Annotated in this window: 12 protein-coding genes; 3 read left to right on the forward strand and 9 right to left on the reverse strand. The window is 62.7% G+C overall.

The annotated features are described in order from the left end of the window. Window positions 1-29: 29 nt before the first annotated feature. Window positions 30-1,298, reverse strand: a complete 1,269-nt coding sequence (locus M0D68_RS32780) for an EAL domain-containing protein (protein ID WP_093644803.1) — start codon at window positions 1,296-1,298, stop codon at window positions 30-32. 383 nt (window positions 1,299-1,681) lie between these two features. Between M0D68_RS32780 and M0D68_RS32785 the strand changes: the two genes are divergently transcribed. Further along, the gene (locus M0D68_RS32785; protein ID WP_200651896.1) at window positions 1,682-3,337 is read left to right on the forward strand and encodes a Na+/H+ antiporter; all 1,656 of its coding nucleotides are present in this window, start codon (window positions 1,682-1,684) and stop codon (window positions 3,335-3,337) included. Window positions 3,338-3,429: 92 nt separating this feature from the next. Here the strand turns inward: M0D68_RS32785 and M0D68_RS32790 are convergent, their stop codons facing one another. From M0D68_RS32790 to M0D68_RS32815, 6 genes are all read right to left on the reverse strand, one after another. After that, on the reverse strand, window positions 3,430-4,737 hold the full coding sequence (locus M0D68_RS32790) for a solute carrier family 23 protein (RefSeq protein WP_054037841.1): 1,308 nt from the start codon (window positions 4,735-4,737) through the stop codon (window positions 3,430-3,432). 127 nt (window positions 4,738-4,864) lie between these two features. Continuing rightward, on the reverse strand, window positions 4,865-6,430 hold the full coding sequence (locus tag M0D68_RS32795) for a methyl-accepting chemotaxis protein (protein ID WP_093644807.1): 1,566 nt from the start codon (window positions 6,428-6,430) through the stop codon (window positions 4,865-4,867). 465 nt (window positions 6,431-6,895) lie between these two features. Next, complete coding sequence (locus tag M0D68_RS32800; RefSeq protein WP_093644809.1) at window positions 6,896-8,407, reverse strand: sensor domain-containing diguanylate cyclase; 1,512 nt, start codon at window positions 8,405-8,407, stop codon at window positions 6,896-6,898. 207 nt (window positions 8,408-8,614) lie between these two features. After that, complete coding sequence (locus tag M0D68_RS32805) at window positions 8,615-9,316, reverse strand: NAD(P)H-binding protein (protein ID WP_093644811.1); 702 nt, start codon at window positions 9,314-9,316, stop codon at window positions 8,615-8,617. A gap of 136 nt (window positions 9,317-9,452) precedes the next feature. Next, a complete protein-coding gene (locus M0D68_RS32810) occupies window positions 9,453-10,328 on the reverse strand; it encodes an SDR family NAD(P)-dependent oxidoreductase (protein WP_266226470.1) in 876 nt (291 codons plus the stop codon). Between the two features lie 56 nt (window positions 10,329-10,384). Continuing rightward, a complete protein-coding gene (locus M0D68_RS32815; protein ID WP_266226472.1) occupies window positions 10,385-10,957 on the reverse strand; it encodes a TetR/AcrR family transcriptional regulator in 573 nt (190 codons plus the stop codon). Window positions 10,958-11,422: 465 nt separating this feature from the next. On the opposite strand from M0D68_RS32815, the gene M0D68_RS32820 reads away from it, so the two are divergent. Beyond that, window positions 11,423-13,147, forward strand: a complete 1,725-nt coding sequence (locus tag M0D68_RS32820) for a methyl-accepting chemotaxis protein (RefSeq protein WP_266226473.1) — start codon at window positions 11,423-11,425, stop codon at window positions 13,145-13,147. Window positions 13,148-13,231: 84 nt separating this feature from the next. Here the strand turns inward: M0D68_RS32820 and M0D68_RS32825 are convergent, their stop codons facing one another. Continuing rightward, the gene (locus tag M0D68_RS32825) at window positions 13,232-15,442 is read right to left on the reverse strand and encodes a xanthine dehydrogenase family protein molybdopterin-binding subunit (RefSeq protein WP_266226474.1); all 2,211 of its coding nucleotides are present in this window, start codon (window positions 15,440-15,442) and stop codon (window positions 13,232-13,234) included. Window positions 15,443-15,444: 2 nt separating this feature from the next. Beyond that, window positions 15,445-15,906, reverse strand: a complete 462-nt coding sequence (locus M0D68_RS32830; RefSeq protein ID WP_093644821.1) for a (2Fe-2S)-binding protein — start codon at window positions 15,904-15,906, stop codon at window positions 15,445-15,447. A 186-nt stretch (window positions 15,907-16,092) separates the two neighbouring features. On the opposite strand from M0D68_RS32830, the gene M0D68_RS32835 reads away from it, so the two are divergent. Continuing rightward, window positions 16,093-17,037, forward strand: coding sequence for an AraC family transcriptional regulator (locus M0D68_RS32835; protein WP_093644889.1), 945 nt, complete (start codon window positions 16,093-16,095; stop codon window positions 17,035-17,037). Window positions 17,038-17,093: the final 56 nt, after the last annotated feature.

The following is a 17,093-nucleotide window of genomic DNA, read 5'->3' on the forward strand; positions in this document are numbered from 1 at the left end:
GCGCCCTGCCAATCGAAGCATCCGAATCGCTATTCTTCGACCCAATCGATATCGCCGCACAGCACGCACGTCTGATCACCGACGCGCGTCGCCACCGACAGCGTCACGCACGGCAACGCCTCGTTGATCGACAGATACGGACGCGTCACATGCACGCGCTCCGGCGCATTGATCGCCGCACGGAAATACGGACGACGCAGCCAGTTCGCCCCTTGCGCGTCGGCAAGCGGCAAAAAGCGCGTCTCATGCGCCGCGCGATCGGCACGCAACACGACGTTGCGGCCCGCCTGCTTGCCCTTCGCATCGAGCAGGAAACAGCGCGCGGCATGGTCGAGTGCGAGGAAATTCCAGCACACTTCCTCGAGCGGTTCGCCGGCGGCGAGCCGTTCCGCGGCACGCTCGAACGCCCGCAGATACGGTGTGAGACGGCTCGCATTGCGGCGCTCGCGCGCTTCGGCCTGATCGCGATAACGGTCGGTGACTTCGCTGATGCAAGTCGCGGCGTGCGCCGCGTCGGCTGCCCCTGGATTCGGTCGGCCGAAGAAAAACCCCTGCACGAAGTCCGCATCGCAAGCGAGCGCCATCTGCGCTTCATGCTCCGTCTCGACACCTTCGATCAGCACGAGCTTGCCCGCTTCGTGCAGCAGCGCCACCAGCCCCGGCAGAATCGTCGCCATGTCAGCGCGATGCGCTGCGTGCGACAGCATGATGCGGTCGAGCTTCACGATGTCGGGATTCAATTGCCAGATCCGTTCGACGTTGGAATGGCCCGCGCCGAAGTCGTCGAGTGCAATCAGGAAACCACGCTCGCGGAACTGACGCACCGCGTCGGCAAGACGTTCGAGATCTTCCGCGCGTTGTTCGAGCACCTCGAGCACGATTCGCCGTGGCGAAAGATCGAGCCGCTTGAGATTGGCCAGCAAGGCAGCGGCGAGATACGGATCGGTGAGCGCACCGGGATGGACATTCAGAAACAGCCATTCGCGCTCTGCGCCGAGTACCTTGAAGTTCTCCAGATGCAGGGTCTGGGCGAGCCGGTCGACTTGCAGCACGTCGCCCAGACGCGCCGCCTCGCCGAAGACGTCGAGCGGCGACACGGGCCGGTCGAGCGCATCGTGCGCGCGCAGCAGCCCCTCGTAGCCCACTGCCCGCATATGCGACAGGCTGAAAATGGGTTGAAACACGCTAGTCAACGTCAGCTCGCCATGCTGCACCGAAAAACGTTCGAGCCCCGACGTCACCTCGACGTCGAAGCCGTGCGGCGCGCTGGCCGTCCTTTCCTGTTGCGCAATCGTCATGCAATCCTCTCACGCGAGAGCCGGGCCGGTCCGAACGCGGAAGCGAACAACCTCGGCACCGTTTCTCAAAATGTGCGTCATCGATATTCCTTAAGCAAGCTCCATGCGCACGCTGGCGCACATTCGAATGAAATTTGCATGAAAGATTGCACCGATGAACGAGCCGATGCGCCGCGCGTGGGCGCAGAACGCACCGTTAAGGTGCATTGCCTTACCTGGACGCTTGCCGACCGCTCTCGCGGGACCTTGCGGGGTTAACAATGACGTGACGCTGCAGCGGGCTAAACTTCTGCCTTGTGCCTCACGCGCGCCTCGTGATCGATATGCGGCCGCATCGTCGACGATCGCAGAGGACGGACCGCTATATCTCCAGAAATAGACCGATGGATATTGTCTTTACCGTACTGATTCTTTTGCTCGCCGTCGCCGCGTCCGGCATCGTGACCCGGATGATGCGGGTCGCGTTGCCGCTGCCGCTGGTCCAGATCGCGATTGGCGCATTGCTCGCATGGCCGAAGCTAGGGCTGCACGTCACCTTCGATCCGGAAATTTTCATGATGCTGTTCATTCCGCCGTTGCTGTTCGCGGATGGATGGCGAATTCCGAAGCGCGAATTGTTCATGGCGCGCCGCTCCATCCTGATGCTCGCGCTCGGCCTGGTTTTCATGACGGTGCTGGCGGTCGGCTACTTCATCCACGCGCTGGTGCCGTCGATCTCGCTGCCGGTCGCGTTCGCGCTTGCCGCGGTGCTATCGCCAACCGATGCGGTGGCGCTGAGCGGTATCGCCGGCAAGGGCAAAATTCCCGGTCGGCTGATGCATATCCTCGAAGGTGAGGCGTTGATGAACGACGCGTCGGGCCTTGTCGCGCTGAAGTTCGCGATTGCCGCGGCGCTGACGGGAGTGTTTTCGCTGCGCGACGCGTCGATCAGCTTCGTGATCATCGCGGTGGGCGGTCTCGCGACGGGCGCAGCGGTGAGCTGGCTGTTCAGCTTTGTGTCCGCGCATTTTCTGAGTCTTAACGAAGAAGGTGATCCGGCGCCCGGCGTAGTAATGACGCTGCTGATTCCGTTCGCCGCGTATCTGATCGCCGAGCGCTTCGAGTTCTCGGGCATTCTGGCCGCGGTCTCGGCCGGGATGATGATGAACTACGCGAACATTGCGAACGCCGGCCCGGTGTCGTCGCGCGTGCGTGGGAACAGCACGTGGACGATGATCGAATTCGTCTTCAACGGCATGGTGTTCATTCTGTTGGGGCTGCAGTTTCCGCACATTCTCGGCCGCGCGCTGCTCGACGCGCACGAGACCAGCGATGTGGAGGTGTGGCGCTTGATCGGCTACATCGCTGCGGTGGCGGCGGCGCTCTACGCAATGCGCTTCGTGTGGGTGTGGTTGCTGCGCTGGTTCGCGAGCCGTGGCGCTGCGAAGCACGGCATGGCGAGTGCCGTGCCGGGGTTGCGCACGGTCACGGTGACGACGGTGGCCGGCGTGCGTGGCGCGGTGACGCTGGCGGGCGTGTTGTCGTTGCCCGAGATGTTGCCGAACGGTACGCCGTTGCCGGGGCGAGACCTGGCGATCTTCATTGCCTCGGGCGTGATTCTGCTATCGCTGCTGGTGGCAGTCGTGGCGTTGCCGCTGTTGTTGAGCGGCTGGCGGCGGGGTAAGGATCCGCATGCCGCGGAGGAGGCGATGGCGCGCACGATGGCGGCGCAAGCCGCGATTCGCGCGGTTGACGAAGTGCACGACAGAGACTGCGCGGATCTGGATGAGTCGGCCTCGGCATACGCCGCGGATGTCACCGCGCGAGTCATGGACATTTATCGACGACGGCTCGCCACGTTAGAGGACGAACAGGAGCCACGTGAAATGGCGCGCCGCGCCGATGCGCTGGAATTCCGGATGAAGTTAGCGGCGATGCGAGCCGAGCGGAAGGTGCTGCTTGCGCTGCGTAATAGTCAGGCAATCAATGACGAGACTTTGAACAAGCTCATGCGCGAAGTGGATCTGTCGGAGACGGCGCTGACCGTGCGGAAGCGATAGAGGTAGCGGTCAGCGTTACAACGTGGCGATGGCCTTTTTCTTGATCGCTTGAACTCTCAATCGCAAAAGAAAAAGACCGTCGCCCAGGCCAATCAGGCCACCGGCCCCTGCGCCGGCTTCCTTCTCAAAAGCGCGTACAAAATGATCGCGCCAAAGGTCGCGGTACCGATCCCGCCGAGTCCAAAACCACCGAGCTTCAACGAAAAATCACCGGCGCCCAGGACAAGCGTCACCGCCGCCACGATCAGATTCCGGTTGTCGGAGAAATCGACTTTATTCACGACCCAGATGCGCGCGCCAGTCACCGCGATCAGACCGAACACAACGATCGATACGCCGCCCAGCACCGGCCCCGGAATGGTCTGAATCACCGCGCCGAACTTTGGCGAAAAGCCCAAAACCAGCGCAATCACCGCGGCAATCACAAACACCAGCGTCGAATAGATTTTGGTCACGGCCATCACGCCGATGTTCTCTGCGTACGTCGTCACCCCGGTGCCGCCAGCGAAGCCAGACAGAATCGTTGCGAGTCCGTCGCCGATAAATGCACGGCCGACATAACGGTCGAGGTTCTGACCGGTCATCGCGCTCACCGCCTTGATGTGCCCAAGATTCTCAGCAACAAGAATCACCGCGATCGGCGCAAGCAGGGTCATCGCCTGCATGTTGAAAACCGGCGCCGTGAACTGCGGCATACCGAACCACGCAGCGTTCGCCACAATCGCAAAGTCGATCGGCTTACCCATGCCGAGACCATTCGTCACGATCGCGTAAATCACGTATGCCATCAGCAAGCCGACCAGAATCAGCAAACGCTGCAGCATGCCGCGCGCAAACACCGCGACCGCGCCGACGCATAGCACCGTCACCAGCGCCATCCACGAGTCGAAGTTGCTGCCGCTCACGCCATGCACTGCGATCGGCGCGAGATTCAAGCCGATCACGCAGACGATCGCGCCTGTCACCACCGGCGGCATCAGCGTTTCAATCCATCGTGTGCCGACCGCCGACACGATCAGGCCAATGATCGCGTACACCACCCCGCACGCGATGATCCCGCCCAACGCCACCGGAATGTTCATGTTCGGACCGTGGCCGCCATACCCCGTCACCGCGATCACCAGACCGATGAACGCGAAGCTCGAACCGAGATAGCTCGGCACGCGCCCGCCCACGAGCACGAAGAACAACAGCGTGCCAATCCCGGACATGAAGATGCACAGGTTCGGATCGAAGCCCATCAACAACGGCGCAAGCACGGTCGAGCCGAACATCGCGACCACGTGCTGGATACCCATTGCAAACATCTGCGGCCACGCGAGACGCTCGTCGGTGCCGACAATGCGGCCCTCGGCAGCGTTGGGCTGGGCGCGCCAGCGTGGGAAATAGGAATCTGCCATGGCGGGGGTTCTCCTCTGTCGGCGTTTTAGTGGACGACGCAGCGGAACTGCGCCATCTGGGAATTACGCGCGAGTGTACGGAGAGCCACCAGGCCTGGCAAGGGCGGTAAAACGCGTGTGAAGAGTGCTACGCGTGCCGCGCGTCCAGCGAGAACACCGTGACCGCCGCTTGCAGTTGCCTCGCCTGGTCCGCCATCGACGCCGCCGCGGCCGCCGCCTGCTCGACCAGCGCCGCGTTCTGCTGGGTCACGTCGTCCATCTGTGCGACCGCGCGGTTCACCTCTTCGATGCCGGTGCTTTGCTCCTGCGACGCCGACGAAATCTCACCCATGATGTCGGTCACGCGTTTCACCGCATGTGTGACTTCCGCCATCGTCTGACCGGCCCGCTCGGCCAGTTCGGCGCCACTGCCCACACGCGCCGTCGAACTTTCGATCAGCTCCTTGATCTCCTTGGCGGACACCGCGCTGCGCTGCGCGAGCGAGCGCACTTCGCCCGCTACCACCGCAAAGCCACGGCCCTGCTCACCAGCGCGCGCCGCTTCTACGGCGGCGTTCAGCGCGAGAATATTGGTCTGGAACGCGATCCCTTCGATCACCGCAATGATGTCGGTCATGCGCTTCGAGCCAGCCGCCAACTCGCGCATCGTTTCAACCACATCGCCGACGAGGTGGCTACCGCGCGCCGCCACTTCCGACGCACCGTGCGCAACACCACCCGCCTGCTGCGCGTTCTCGGCATTCATCTTCACGGTCGATGTCAATTCCTGCATGCTCGATGCCGTTTCCTGCAGCGCGGCAGCCTGCTCTTCGGTGCGTTGCGACAGATCGGTGTTGCCCTGCGCGATCTCGCCGGAAGCCATCAGGATCGATTCGCTCGACTCGCTGATGCCCGAGACAATGCCGGCCAACCGCTCACGCATGTTGCGTAGCGCGAACAGCATGCTTTGGGTATCGCCCGCACGGGTATCGACGCGCACGCTCAGATCGCCATCGGCGATACGGTTGGCGATGTGCATGGCGTAAGCGGGTTCGCCGCCGAGCTGACGCGCGAGGCGCCGTGCGATCACCGTCGCGAGCAACGTGCCCGCCGCGATCGCGCCTAACACCAGCGCGAGCATCGCGATGCGCATGTGCTGATAGTTGGCGCTCGCCTCCTGCTGGGCTTCGTTGGCTTGCTGACGGCGATAGTCGATCAACGCCGTGATGCGATCGCGCAGCGCCTCGCTCGACGCAATCGCGCGGCGCACGAGTTCGTTGTTGTCGACGCCGGCCGGAATCGGTTCGAGACCGATCTGCTGATGCACGATGCCCTCCCACACCGCCGACTTGCGCAGCACCCCGTCGAACATCTCCTGACCCTTGGCTGTAGCAATGGTCGCGCGATACTGATCGTAGGCGCCGTGCATCTCCTTGAGCGAGGCGACGATGCTGTCCTTCAACTTTTGACGGCCGGCGTCGTCAGCGGCGTAGCCGAGATTCGCGGCGGCAAGATCGGAATCGATCTTGTGGCGGTTCGCCTCTTCCATCCAGTAGAGGCCGTTCATGTGCTGGTCGCAGATGGCGTCGGTAATGGCGTGCATCGACGACAACGTCTTCAGCGAAGTCCCGCCGATCACGACGCAGAACCCGATTACGACGGCAAACGCCAACAGCAGCTTCCTGAATACGGTCATGCGGTCGAACCACTTCATCTCACCATCCTTCATAAGTCCTGAGGGGACGCTCGCGTCGCTGCGGCATGGCAAACCGTTTCGCCATTTTTCAGATACTTGGCGACGCCGCCACCTCTTTTACGGCGTGCGTAGCAGAGACTTGATGCGATAAATGGTGGGCATAACCGGGACAGGATGATGTAAGGAATGCCTGGCACACAGGGGCCGGATCGCTACGTCAACGTGCTTTGCACGTCGAGGCAATGATTGGGATTTGTCTGATATTTGGGAATGGGCTGGGCTTTTAGACTTTGTTTGTTGCGTTCACCCCCCATGAGCGCACGTGATGTTGATGTAACTCTCCGACTTACCGCTCACGCTCCCCGGCGTGAGCGGCTTTTTTTTGTCTATACGTTTAGTTGGCCGGTGCACTCGCCGCTGTGTCCGGTGCCAACCGAACTCAGCGCGATTCGCGGGCCGGCACACCTGTGAAATTGTCCTGCCTCACTGCGCCGGCGACGCCACGGCACTCCGTCGATCCGCCCGTGCCGCCACCGGGTAGCAAAGCACCTGGTTGCGGCCGGCGTCCTTGGCCTCGTAGAGCGCCTCGTCCGCCGCAATGGCGAGTGCGCGGCTCGTCGCGAATACCTGGCGGCTGGTGCACGCAATGCCGATGCTGACGGTCAGCACATGGTGCGAGCTCGCGACATGGCGAAGCTCAAGCGCCTGAACCGCGGCGCGAATTTTCTCAGCAATGGTCGCCGCCCCGGCTTCGTCGGTATCCGGCAGAAGCACGGCGAATTCCTCGCCACCGTAGCGCGCAGCGGTATCGCCCGGGCGCCGTACGCTCTGCCCAATGCAACGCGCGACGGCAATGAGCGCATCGTCGCCGGCCGAGTGGCCGTAGAGATCGTTGAAGCCCTTGAACGTATCGACATCGATCAGCAGCATCGACAACGGCCAGCCGTTACGCTGCGCACGGCGCCATTCCTCTTCCGCATGTTCTTCGAACGTGCGGCGATTGTTCAGGCCAGTCAAGCCGTCGGTACGCGCGAGCACGCGCAACTCTTCTTCGGCCGCGCGACGCTGCCGCAGTTGCTGCGAGAACAGGAGCGCAAGCGCAATGATCACCACGTCGAGCGCCGCAATCAGCGAGCCGATGAGCCACGCGCGATGCCGCCACTCCACGTAGATATCGCGCGTAGAGAGCGCCACGTCGAGAATCAACGGGTACATATCGATGTGGCGGAATGCATACCAGCGCTCGACCCCGTCGATCGCCGCCGTGCCGAAGAAGTCCCCGCTCGGCTGCTGGAGGAAGCGCGAATAGTTCGAGGTGCCAGTCAGACTCCGGCCGATGATTTTCGGATCGTAGGGGCGCCGCATCAGCATCGTGCCGTCGTTCAGCATCAGCGCCATCGAGCCGCCCGAACCGAGATTCATGCCGGCGAAGAGATGCCTGAAGTAAGTAAGGCGCATCGTGCCGACCACCACGCCGCCGAAGCTGCCGTCCGGCCGCGAGATCCGGCGGCTCAACGCAATGCTCACGTCCTTGCCGGTCAGCTTGGGCATGAACGGCTGGCTAACGTACAGGCCGACATCGGGGGAATCGCGCTGAACCTTGAAATAGTCGCGCTCGGCGAGATTGACGGGACGCGGAGGCGAGGATTGCGAATCGAAGATGATGTTGCCGGCTGTGTCGAGTACGAAAATCGAACCCATGTCTTTCGCGCTGGCGGAGCCGTCGAACAGCACCATCTGGCGGATCTTCGGCGGTAGCTCCAGCACGCCGGGCTGTTTCAGGCCGTCGATTACCGCCCGCAGCGACAGATCGTAGATCTCGAGATTGCGTGACACGTCGCGCTCGACCAGCAGCGAGACGTTGAAGACCGAATCCTGGGCGCGCCGCAGCGCATCGTCGCGCATCTGTGCCAATACCCACACTGCGATCGCAAGGATCGCGCTGGCCAGCACGATACTGATGGCAATCACGATGTTCGGTCGGCGCGTCACCATGAACGTTTCATTCGAGCATGCGCTGACCTACGCGCGTGGAGAAGTTGGCGCGTCAGGAAGGCGCGTCTCGTGAAACGGTAGCCTACCAGACGCCGAGGCGCGTCGAATCAGGGAAAAGACAGGTTTTTGGCGGATTAAACGAATTTTTTCGACTAGGGGACGTCTCGGGCCGCGGCGCGGCGCGCGGACGTCACCCCGTCCGGGCGCTCAGCCCGCGTGCAGATCGAGCGCCGGCTCGGCTGCGGCGCGGCTGAGCGCCCTGATGTCCGCGACCTCGAGCACCGCTTTGGCGGCGCCATGACGCGCAACTTCCAGCATCGCCTGGCCAATGTCTTCGGTGCTCAGAATGTGATTGGGAAAGAGCGCGCGCAGCGTCGACAGAAGCGGCCTCGCCACCGTGTAAAACAACCGGTACGAGCGCGTTTTCGAAACGGCTCCGTTCAGCGGCTCGATCACACCGGGTCGGAACAGATAGACGGCCTTGAACGGCAGCCGTAGCAGCGCATTCTCCGTCCGGCCCTTGACCCGCGCCCACATGGTGCGGCCGTGTTCAGTGCTATCGGTACCCGCGCCCGACACGTAGACGAAAGTCATTTGCGGATTGAGACGGGCCAGCGTCTGCGCGGCGGCCAGCGTCAGGTCGTAGGTAAGGCGCACATACTCGGCCTCCTGCAGACCTGCCGACGAGACGCCCAGACAGAAAAAGCACGCGTCGAAACCCGTCAGCGAGTCTTCCACCGTCCGGTAGTCCATCAAGTCCGGTTGAATCAGTTCGTTCAGACGCGGATCGAGTTGGCCGGTGCGGGTGCGGCCAACTGTCTGGACTACCTCGACGTCAGGCGCGCGCAGGCATTCGCGCAATACGCCCTGCCCGACCATGCCGGTCGCGCCGAAAATCAGAACCTTCATGATGCGTGCTCCATGATTGCGCCCGGCCAGCGCGCATTGGTCGAACCTTCAGATATGTCCTACAAGCAGGCGGCGACCGCTTTGTCCTGAGTGTGGCGGGCGATCTGGGCGACGCCCGGGGCGGCCGCATGCGTGCTCAGGCTTTCGCCGGTGCGCCCGGAAATTCCGGCAGCGGCGTCGGCGCGGAGAAATCGGTGGCCGCGCTGACCGCTCGCCACGCTTCGGCGGCTGCAGCGCGCGCCTTGTCGCCTTCGCCGGCGAAATGCAATGCGTCACTACCGAGCAGAAGATGCGCCGGCAACGAATCGTGATACGCGAGCTTCAGCACCACTTGCGCAACTTTTGCGGGATCGCCGGCTTCCTTGCCGACGTACTGGGACAGCATATCCGCGACGGCGCCAACCGACGGCACATAGTCCAGCAGCAATTCCGGCGCCTCACCCATCGCGCCCGTGCCCCATTCCGTTTTCATACCGCCCGGCTCGAGCGCAGTGACGTGGACGCCAAACGGCGCGAGTTCCTGGCTGATCACCTCGGTGAAACCGCCGACCGCCCACTTCGCGGCCTGATACGCGCTCAAACCGGCGATCCCGACGCGGCCGCCCACCGACGAAATCTGGATCACGTGGCCGGATCGCTGTTTCCGAAGTACCGGAAGCGCCGCACGCGTGACGTTAACCACACCATAGAAGTTGGTGTCGATCTGCGCACGGAAATCGTCTTCGGTCGTTTGCTCGAACGGCGCCAGATGACCGAAGCCCGCGTTGTTGACGACCACATCGAGCCGGCCGAAAGCATCGACTGCGGCCTGCACGGCCGCGCGTGCCGCCGCCGGATCCGCGACATCTAGCGCGACCGCGCGAACCTGCTCACCGTAGCGTGTCACCAGATCCGCCAACTGCCGCGGATCGCGCGCCGTAGCCACCACCCGCTCACCGGCACGCAACGCCGTTTCGACGATATCGCGCCCAAGCCCGCGGGCGCTTCCCGTAACCAACCAGACCTTCGACATAATGTGCTCCTTTCGATTAATTGAGCGTGTGCGCGCTCATTAATAAGGTAAAAAAATTAGTTCTGGGCAATCGCGTGCCAGAACGCCTCAAAGCCGGCCTTGCGATAACGGTCGGCGTTAGCCGGTTCGCGAGCGATGAAATCCATGGTGGTTTCGGCCAATGCCGCCATGATTGCCGACAGGAAAGCCGGCGGATGATCACGCAAGGCGCCGCTCGCCACGCTTGCCTGAATCATTGTGTTGATGTCTGCGAAAGACTCCATGCCAGTTGCACGCGTGCAGTCGGACAGACGCTCCGACACGGACAGTTGCGCCACGGCCCGGCGTTTTTGCGGCTGCGCCACGCCCCAGTCGACAAACCTGTTCCACACGTGCTGGATGCGCTCGCGCACGCTGGCTTGCTTCGGATAGGTCGTCATCATCACTTCGCGCAGCTCCGCCTTGATGTCCAGGTAGAGCTGGTTCAGCAGCTCGTCCTTATTGTCGAAATACGTGAACAACGTTCCTTCAGCCACGCCTGCGAGTTTTGCGATGCGCGCGGTGGGTGCGCTCAAACCCTGCTCGGCAATGACCTCCGTTGCGGCAGCAAGGATGGCGTTGCGTTTGTCTTCGCTTTTCGGACGGGCCATGCAGGTCGTTTCGACTACAAGTAATTAATGAGTGATTGCTCAATCATATCCATGTGTGGCCGCTAGTTCAAGCCATTTTTTGTTGCCTGATGTTCGCCAGTAGGTTATTTGCCCGGACGCACGTCGGAAAATGAAATGAATATGTAAGTTTCATGCTTTCACCGCGCACCTAAATATATTCAAATCAACCGAAAACGATGCGTTCTTCGCGCATCGTGCGCAAGCTTTGTAGAGGAATACCCGGGATTTCTTAAGTCCGTAAGAATTCGATCCGATAACCAGTAAATGGGATACCCATTTATCGCCTGACGTTCGACGCACCTTCGGACGCGTCCTGCGAAAGGCACGAAGGGTAAACCGCGCGGGGCGGCCACGATGATCGGCTGCCAGATAGACGCTCCCATGCCCGGACCTGAGAGTCCACTGCGAACGCTTCAACGTTTCGTTATTGGAGAATAAAAAATCGTGACCCTCAAAAACCTCACCATCAAAACCAAACTCATCGCCGGTTTCGGCATGCTGTCTGTCGTTGTCGTCGCGGTTTCCGGCCTTTCCCTGAAGGCGCTGAGCGATTCGACCGATGGGTTTTCCAACTTCGTACACGGCATCAACGCACGCGCCGATATGGCGGTGCAGGTTCGAACCGCCGTGGATCGTAGAGCAATCGCGGCGCGCAACCTTGTGCTCGTGACCAAACCCCAGGACCTCGAAGTAGAGAAAGCTGACGTAACGCGTGCGCACGAAGACGTGCAAACCGACCTGAAAAAGCTCAACGACATGATCGCCAGCGCGACCGACACGTCGGAGAAAGCACGCAGTCTCGTCGCCGAGATCAACCGGGTCGAGTCGGCTTATGGCCCGGTTGCCCTCAACATCGTCAATCTCGCGCTCACTAACAAGAGAGATGAAGCGATCGCCGAGATGGACGAGCATTGCCGGCCGCTGCTCGCCGCGCTGATTCGTGCGACCAACGCGTACGCTGACTACACGCGCTCACGCCAGGAACAACTGGTCAACGAGTACACGGCGCATTACGAAAGCCAGCGCAATCTGCTGATCGCGATCTGCCTTATCGCGCTGGGGCTCGCCGTCGGCGCATGCGTGGTGATCACGCGTGCCGTGACCGGACCGCTGCGTTTTGCGATCGACGTCGCGCGCACGGTGTCGGCAGGCGATCTGCGAACGCGCATCACGGTCGAGGGGCGCGACGAAACCAGCAAACTGCTGACCGCCCTGCGCGAGATGAATGAACGGCTGACGGTGACCGTTGGACGGGTGCGCGACAGCAGCACCAGCATCGCCGGCGCGGCACGTCAGATCGCGGCGGGAAATATGGACCTGAGCCAGCGTACCGAGCAGCAGGCCGCTTCGTTGCAGGAAACGGCTTCCAGCATGGAAGAACTCACCTCCACGGTTAAGCAGAACGCCGACAACGCGCAGCAAGGCAGCATGCTGGCTGCGAATGCATCGTCGGTGGCGCAGAAGGGTAGCGAGGTCGTCGGTCAGGTGGTGAACACCATGCACGACATCAGCGACAGCTCGACGAAGATCGCGGACATCACGGGCATCATCGAAGGCATTGCGTTCCAGACGAACATCCTCGCGTTGAACGCGGCCGTCGAAGCCGCGCGTGCGGGCGAACAGGGGCGGGGTTTCGCGGTGGTGGCAAGCGAAGTCAGAAGCCTGGCTCAACGTTCATCGAGTGCGGCCAAGGAGATCAAGGATCTGATCGCCACTTCCGTGGACAAGATCCGTGACGGGTCCGCGCTTGCCGGCGAGGCGGGCAAGACGATGACCGAGGTGACTCAGGCAGTCGCACGAGTCACCGACATCATGTCGGAAATCGCGGCGGCATCGACCGAACAAAGCCGTGGCATCGAGCAGGTCAATCTTGCGATTACGCAGATGGACAACGTCACGCAGCAGAATGCGGCTTTGGTGGAAGAGGCGGCTGCGGCTTCGCGGTCGATGGAAGACCAGGGGGAACAACTGACTGACGCCGTGGCGTTTTTTCAGGTGAAGGATTCGGCGGCTGCGGTAGCGGCAGCTCCGGTTCCTGCTCGGCGGGAGGCGCAGCGACGCGAGGTTGCGGTTGCTGCTGCTCCTAAACGCGTTGCGCGGGCTACGGCCGCTGCGCCGGTTGCTGCGCTTGCTACTGCAACTGTAGATGAAGGGTGGGATAAGTTCTGATTCAGGAAAGCGCCACGCTCCCGCATGACAAGCATGCGGGAGCGCAGTCAATCACGACGCGGCGCGTCGTCTTAGGTCAGCCCGTCAGGCGGTCTTTTCCGAAGCGGCAGGAAACGGCAGCGAGTGAATCCGCCTGCCGGTGGCCGCGAAGATCGCGTTCGCGACCGCCGGCCCGACCGGTGCGACACCCGGCTCGCCGACACCCGTCGGCGCTTCGCCGGACTGCACGATATGCACCTCGACCTTGGGCATCTCCGCGAACCGCAGCACCTGGTAGCCGTCGAAGTTGTTCTGCTCGACCTTGCCGTCCTTTAACGTGATCGCGCTGTGCAACGCCGCGCCGAGACCGAAGCCAATGCCGCCTTCCATCTGTGCGGCGATGACGTCCGGATTGATCGGCGTGCCACAATCCACCGCACACACGACGCGCTCCACTTTCACGTTACCGTCCTTGTCGACGGAGACTTCCGCGACTTGCGCGACGAACGTCTTGAACGCCTCGGCTACCGCGATGCCGCGCCCGCGGCCTTTCGGCAACGGTTTGGCCGGGTCCCAGCCCGCTTTCTGCGCAGCGAGTTCGAGCACGCCCCGCATACGCGGTTCATGCGCGAGCAGATCGCGGCGGAAGACGAACGGGTCCTTGCGCGCGGCGTGCGCGGCTTCGTCCATGAACGCCTCGACCGCGAATGCCGTATGCGAGCTGCCGACCACCCGCCACCACAACACAGGTACGCCGGTCTGTGTGGTCGTCAGTTCGACCGAGACGTTCGGAATCGCGTAGGCCACGTTAGCGGCGCCCTCGATGGACGTCCCGTCGATCCCGTTCTTGACCATCACGCTGGCGAACGGCGTGCCGGCAAGAATCGACTGACCGACGATGCGATGCCGCCAGCCGACGAGCTTGCCGTCGGCGCTCAGGCCCGCGTCGAGCTTGTGGAAGTACATCGGCCGGTAGAGGCCGCCGTGGATGTCGTCCTCACGGGTCCACTGCAGCTTGACCGGCGTGCCGTTCGCACCCAGCGCCTTCGCGATCGACACGGCCTCGACGATATAGTCCGACTGGGTGTTCGCGCGTCTGCCGAAACTGCCACCCGCATACAGCGTGTGGATCTTGACCTGCTGCGGATCGAGTCCCGCCGTATGTGCGGCGTTGGCCTGATCGACGGTCTGAAACTGGTCGCCGGCCCAGATTTCGCAACTGTCAGCGGTGAGTTTGACAACCGCGTCGAGCGGTTCCATCGGCGCGTGAGCGAGATACGGGAACGCATAGCTGGCGGAGATTTTCTTCACCGCGCCTGCGAGCGCCTTCGTCGCATCACCGTCTTTTCGGGCGGACATGCCGGGCTGCTCGGCGAGCTGCCGGTATTCAGCCATGATCGCGTCCGAGCTGCGCTTTTCGGCCTTTGAATCGTCCCATTCGACCTTCAACGCATCGCGGCCCTGCTTCGCCGCCCAGAAACCCTTCGCGACCACCGCGACGCCACCCGGCACCTGCACGACCGAGACGACGCCGGGCACTGCTTTCGCGGCCGACGCATCGAACGATTTGACCGTCGCGCCGAAGAGCGGCGGACGCTGCAGCAGCGCGACCAGCATGCCGGGGAACGTCACATCGAGCGTGAACTGCGCGGTGCCGTTGGTTTTCGGCGGCACGTCGACACGCGGCAGCTGATGGCCGATCAAACGAAAATCCTTCGGCGACTTGAGCGTGACCGTATCCGGCACCGGCAAGCGGGCCGCGGCCGACGCGAGCGAACCGTAGGTCGCGGTCCGGTTCGTGGCCGCGTGATGAACGCTGCCGTCGAGCGTCGTCAGCTCGGATGCGGGCACCTGCCACTGCGCAGCGGCGGCGGAGACCAGCATCGCGCGCGCTTTCGCGCCGGCTTCGCGCAATTGCATCCACGAGTTGGCCATCGCCGAACTGCCGCCCGTGCCCTGGATCGTGCCGAACGCGAGATTCGCGTAGCGCTTTGCATCGGCGGGCGCGCTTTCGACACGCACGTCCTGCCAGTTCGCATCCAGCTCTTCCGCGACGATCGTCGCGATGCCGGTATACGCGCCCTGGCCCATCTCGACATGCTTCGCGATGACCGTGACGCTGTTGTCCGGCGCGACGCGCAGGAACGCGTTGGGTGCGAACGTCGCGTCGGGCATCGTGGCGGCGAGCGCGCGGCGGCCCGTGCCCGCCCATTCGAAGCCGATGGTGAGACCGACTGCCGCGAAGGCGCCGGCTGCTTTCAGAAAGGTTCGGCGCGACGGGCGTACCGCATCCTTGAGATCGAGATCGGTCGTCATGGTCAGGCCTTCAGGGTGGCAGCGGCTTCGTGGATGGCCGCGCGAATGCGGGTATAGGTCGCACACCGGCAGATGTTGCCGTTCATCGCGGCATCGATGTCGGCGTCGGTGGGCGTGGCGTTATGTTCGAGCAAGGCTGTCGCGGACATGATCTGTCCGGACTGACAGTACCCGCACTGCGGCACCTGCAGCTTGACCCATGCAGCCTGGATGGCTTTCGCGGGCCGGCTTTCGATGCCTTCGATAGTCGTGATGCGCTTACCCGCGATAGCCGCAAGCGGCAGCACGCACGAGCGGGTGGCCTCGCCTTCCAGATGAACCGTGCAGGCGCCGCATTGCGCCATGCCGCAGCCGAACTTCGTGCCGTGCAGGCCCGCGTCCTCGCGGATTGCCCAAAGGAGCGGCGTGGTGGGATCGGCGTCGAGCGTAACGTTCTTGCCGTTGAGGACAAACGATGTGGACATGGAACCTCTCCGTGGGGAAAGCCCGGACTTGGCGCCGGGTGTACGCGGCAGTGTGTACCGACTGCCTGCGGTTGCGCTTACACAATCCTGCAAATTTATTGAACAATGCTGCAAATCGAGCAGGCCAGCCGCGCTTGTCCGGCAGCGGTTGGGTACGCTCAATTCCGTTCACGGAGTTCCATGCGCATGAAACAGCATTCCTCCCGGCCCGATCCTTCGGCGGAACGCGAAACCGCGCGCCGGGAACTCGCCGCGCTCATCAGCCGCTTCGCGCCGACGGACGGTACCCATCAGACGGCGATCCCATCGCTCACGTTCTATCGCTACTCGCAGCCCGTGGATCTCGGCTGCGGCGTGACGAGCTCCGCATTCGTGTTCGCGGCGCAGGGCGCCAAGCGGGTCATGGTCGCGGGGCAGGCGTACGTCTACGATCATCTGCATTGCCTCGTGACATCCGTCGATCTGCCGGTGATGTCGCGGGTGACGCGGGCCTCACCCGACGCGCCCTATCTGTGTGTGAAGTTCACGCTCGATCCGCAGCGGATCGTCGAACTGGCGACGCAGTTGCGCCTGCCTGAACCGGATGCCGCGTCGGCGGGCGAAGGCATCGCTGTGGCCACGCTCTCGGCACCGGTTTTCGATACCGCGCTGCGACTCGTACGATTGCTCGATACTCCGGGTGACATTCCCGTACTCGCACCGCTCATCGAAAAGGAATTGCTCTACCGGCTGATGACGAGCGAGCAAGGAAAAAGGCTGCGGCAGGTCGCGGTGAACGGGAGTCAGACGTACCGGATCGCGCGGGCAATCGAGTGGATCCAGAATCACTACACCGAGCTTTTGCGGATGGAGACGCTGGCACATGCGGTGAACATGAGCGTGTCGTCGCTCCATCATCACTTCAAGAACGTCACGACACTGACTCCGCTGCAGTATCAGAAGCAACTGCGGCTACACGAGGCGCGCAGATTACTGCTCCGGCATAGCGGAGATGTCGGGTCGGTCGCGGTCCGGGTCGGGTATGACAGCCCTTCGCAGTTCAGTCGCGAATATAGCCGGCACTTCGGCGCGCCGCCGCTTCGCGACATCGCGCAATTGAGGCGTTTGGATGGGGTGGAGTTTCGGGAGTGAGCGTAAGTCGCATGCGCGACATCTCCCTTTGGGGGAGATAAGGGCGATTGGATTTC

Origin of the sequence: Paraburkholderia sp. SEWSISQ10-3 4 (assembly GCF_030464785.1) — a bacterium.
In the GTDB taxonomy this organism is placed as follows: domain Bacteria; phylum Pseudomonadota; class Gammaproteobacteria; order Burkholderiales; family Burkholderiaceae; genus Paraburkholderia; species Paraburkholderia aspalathi.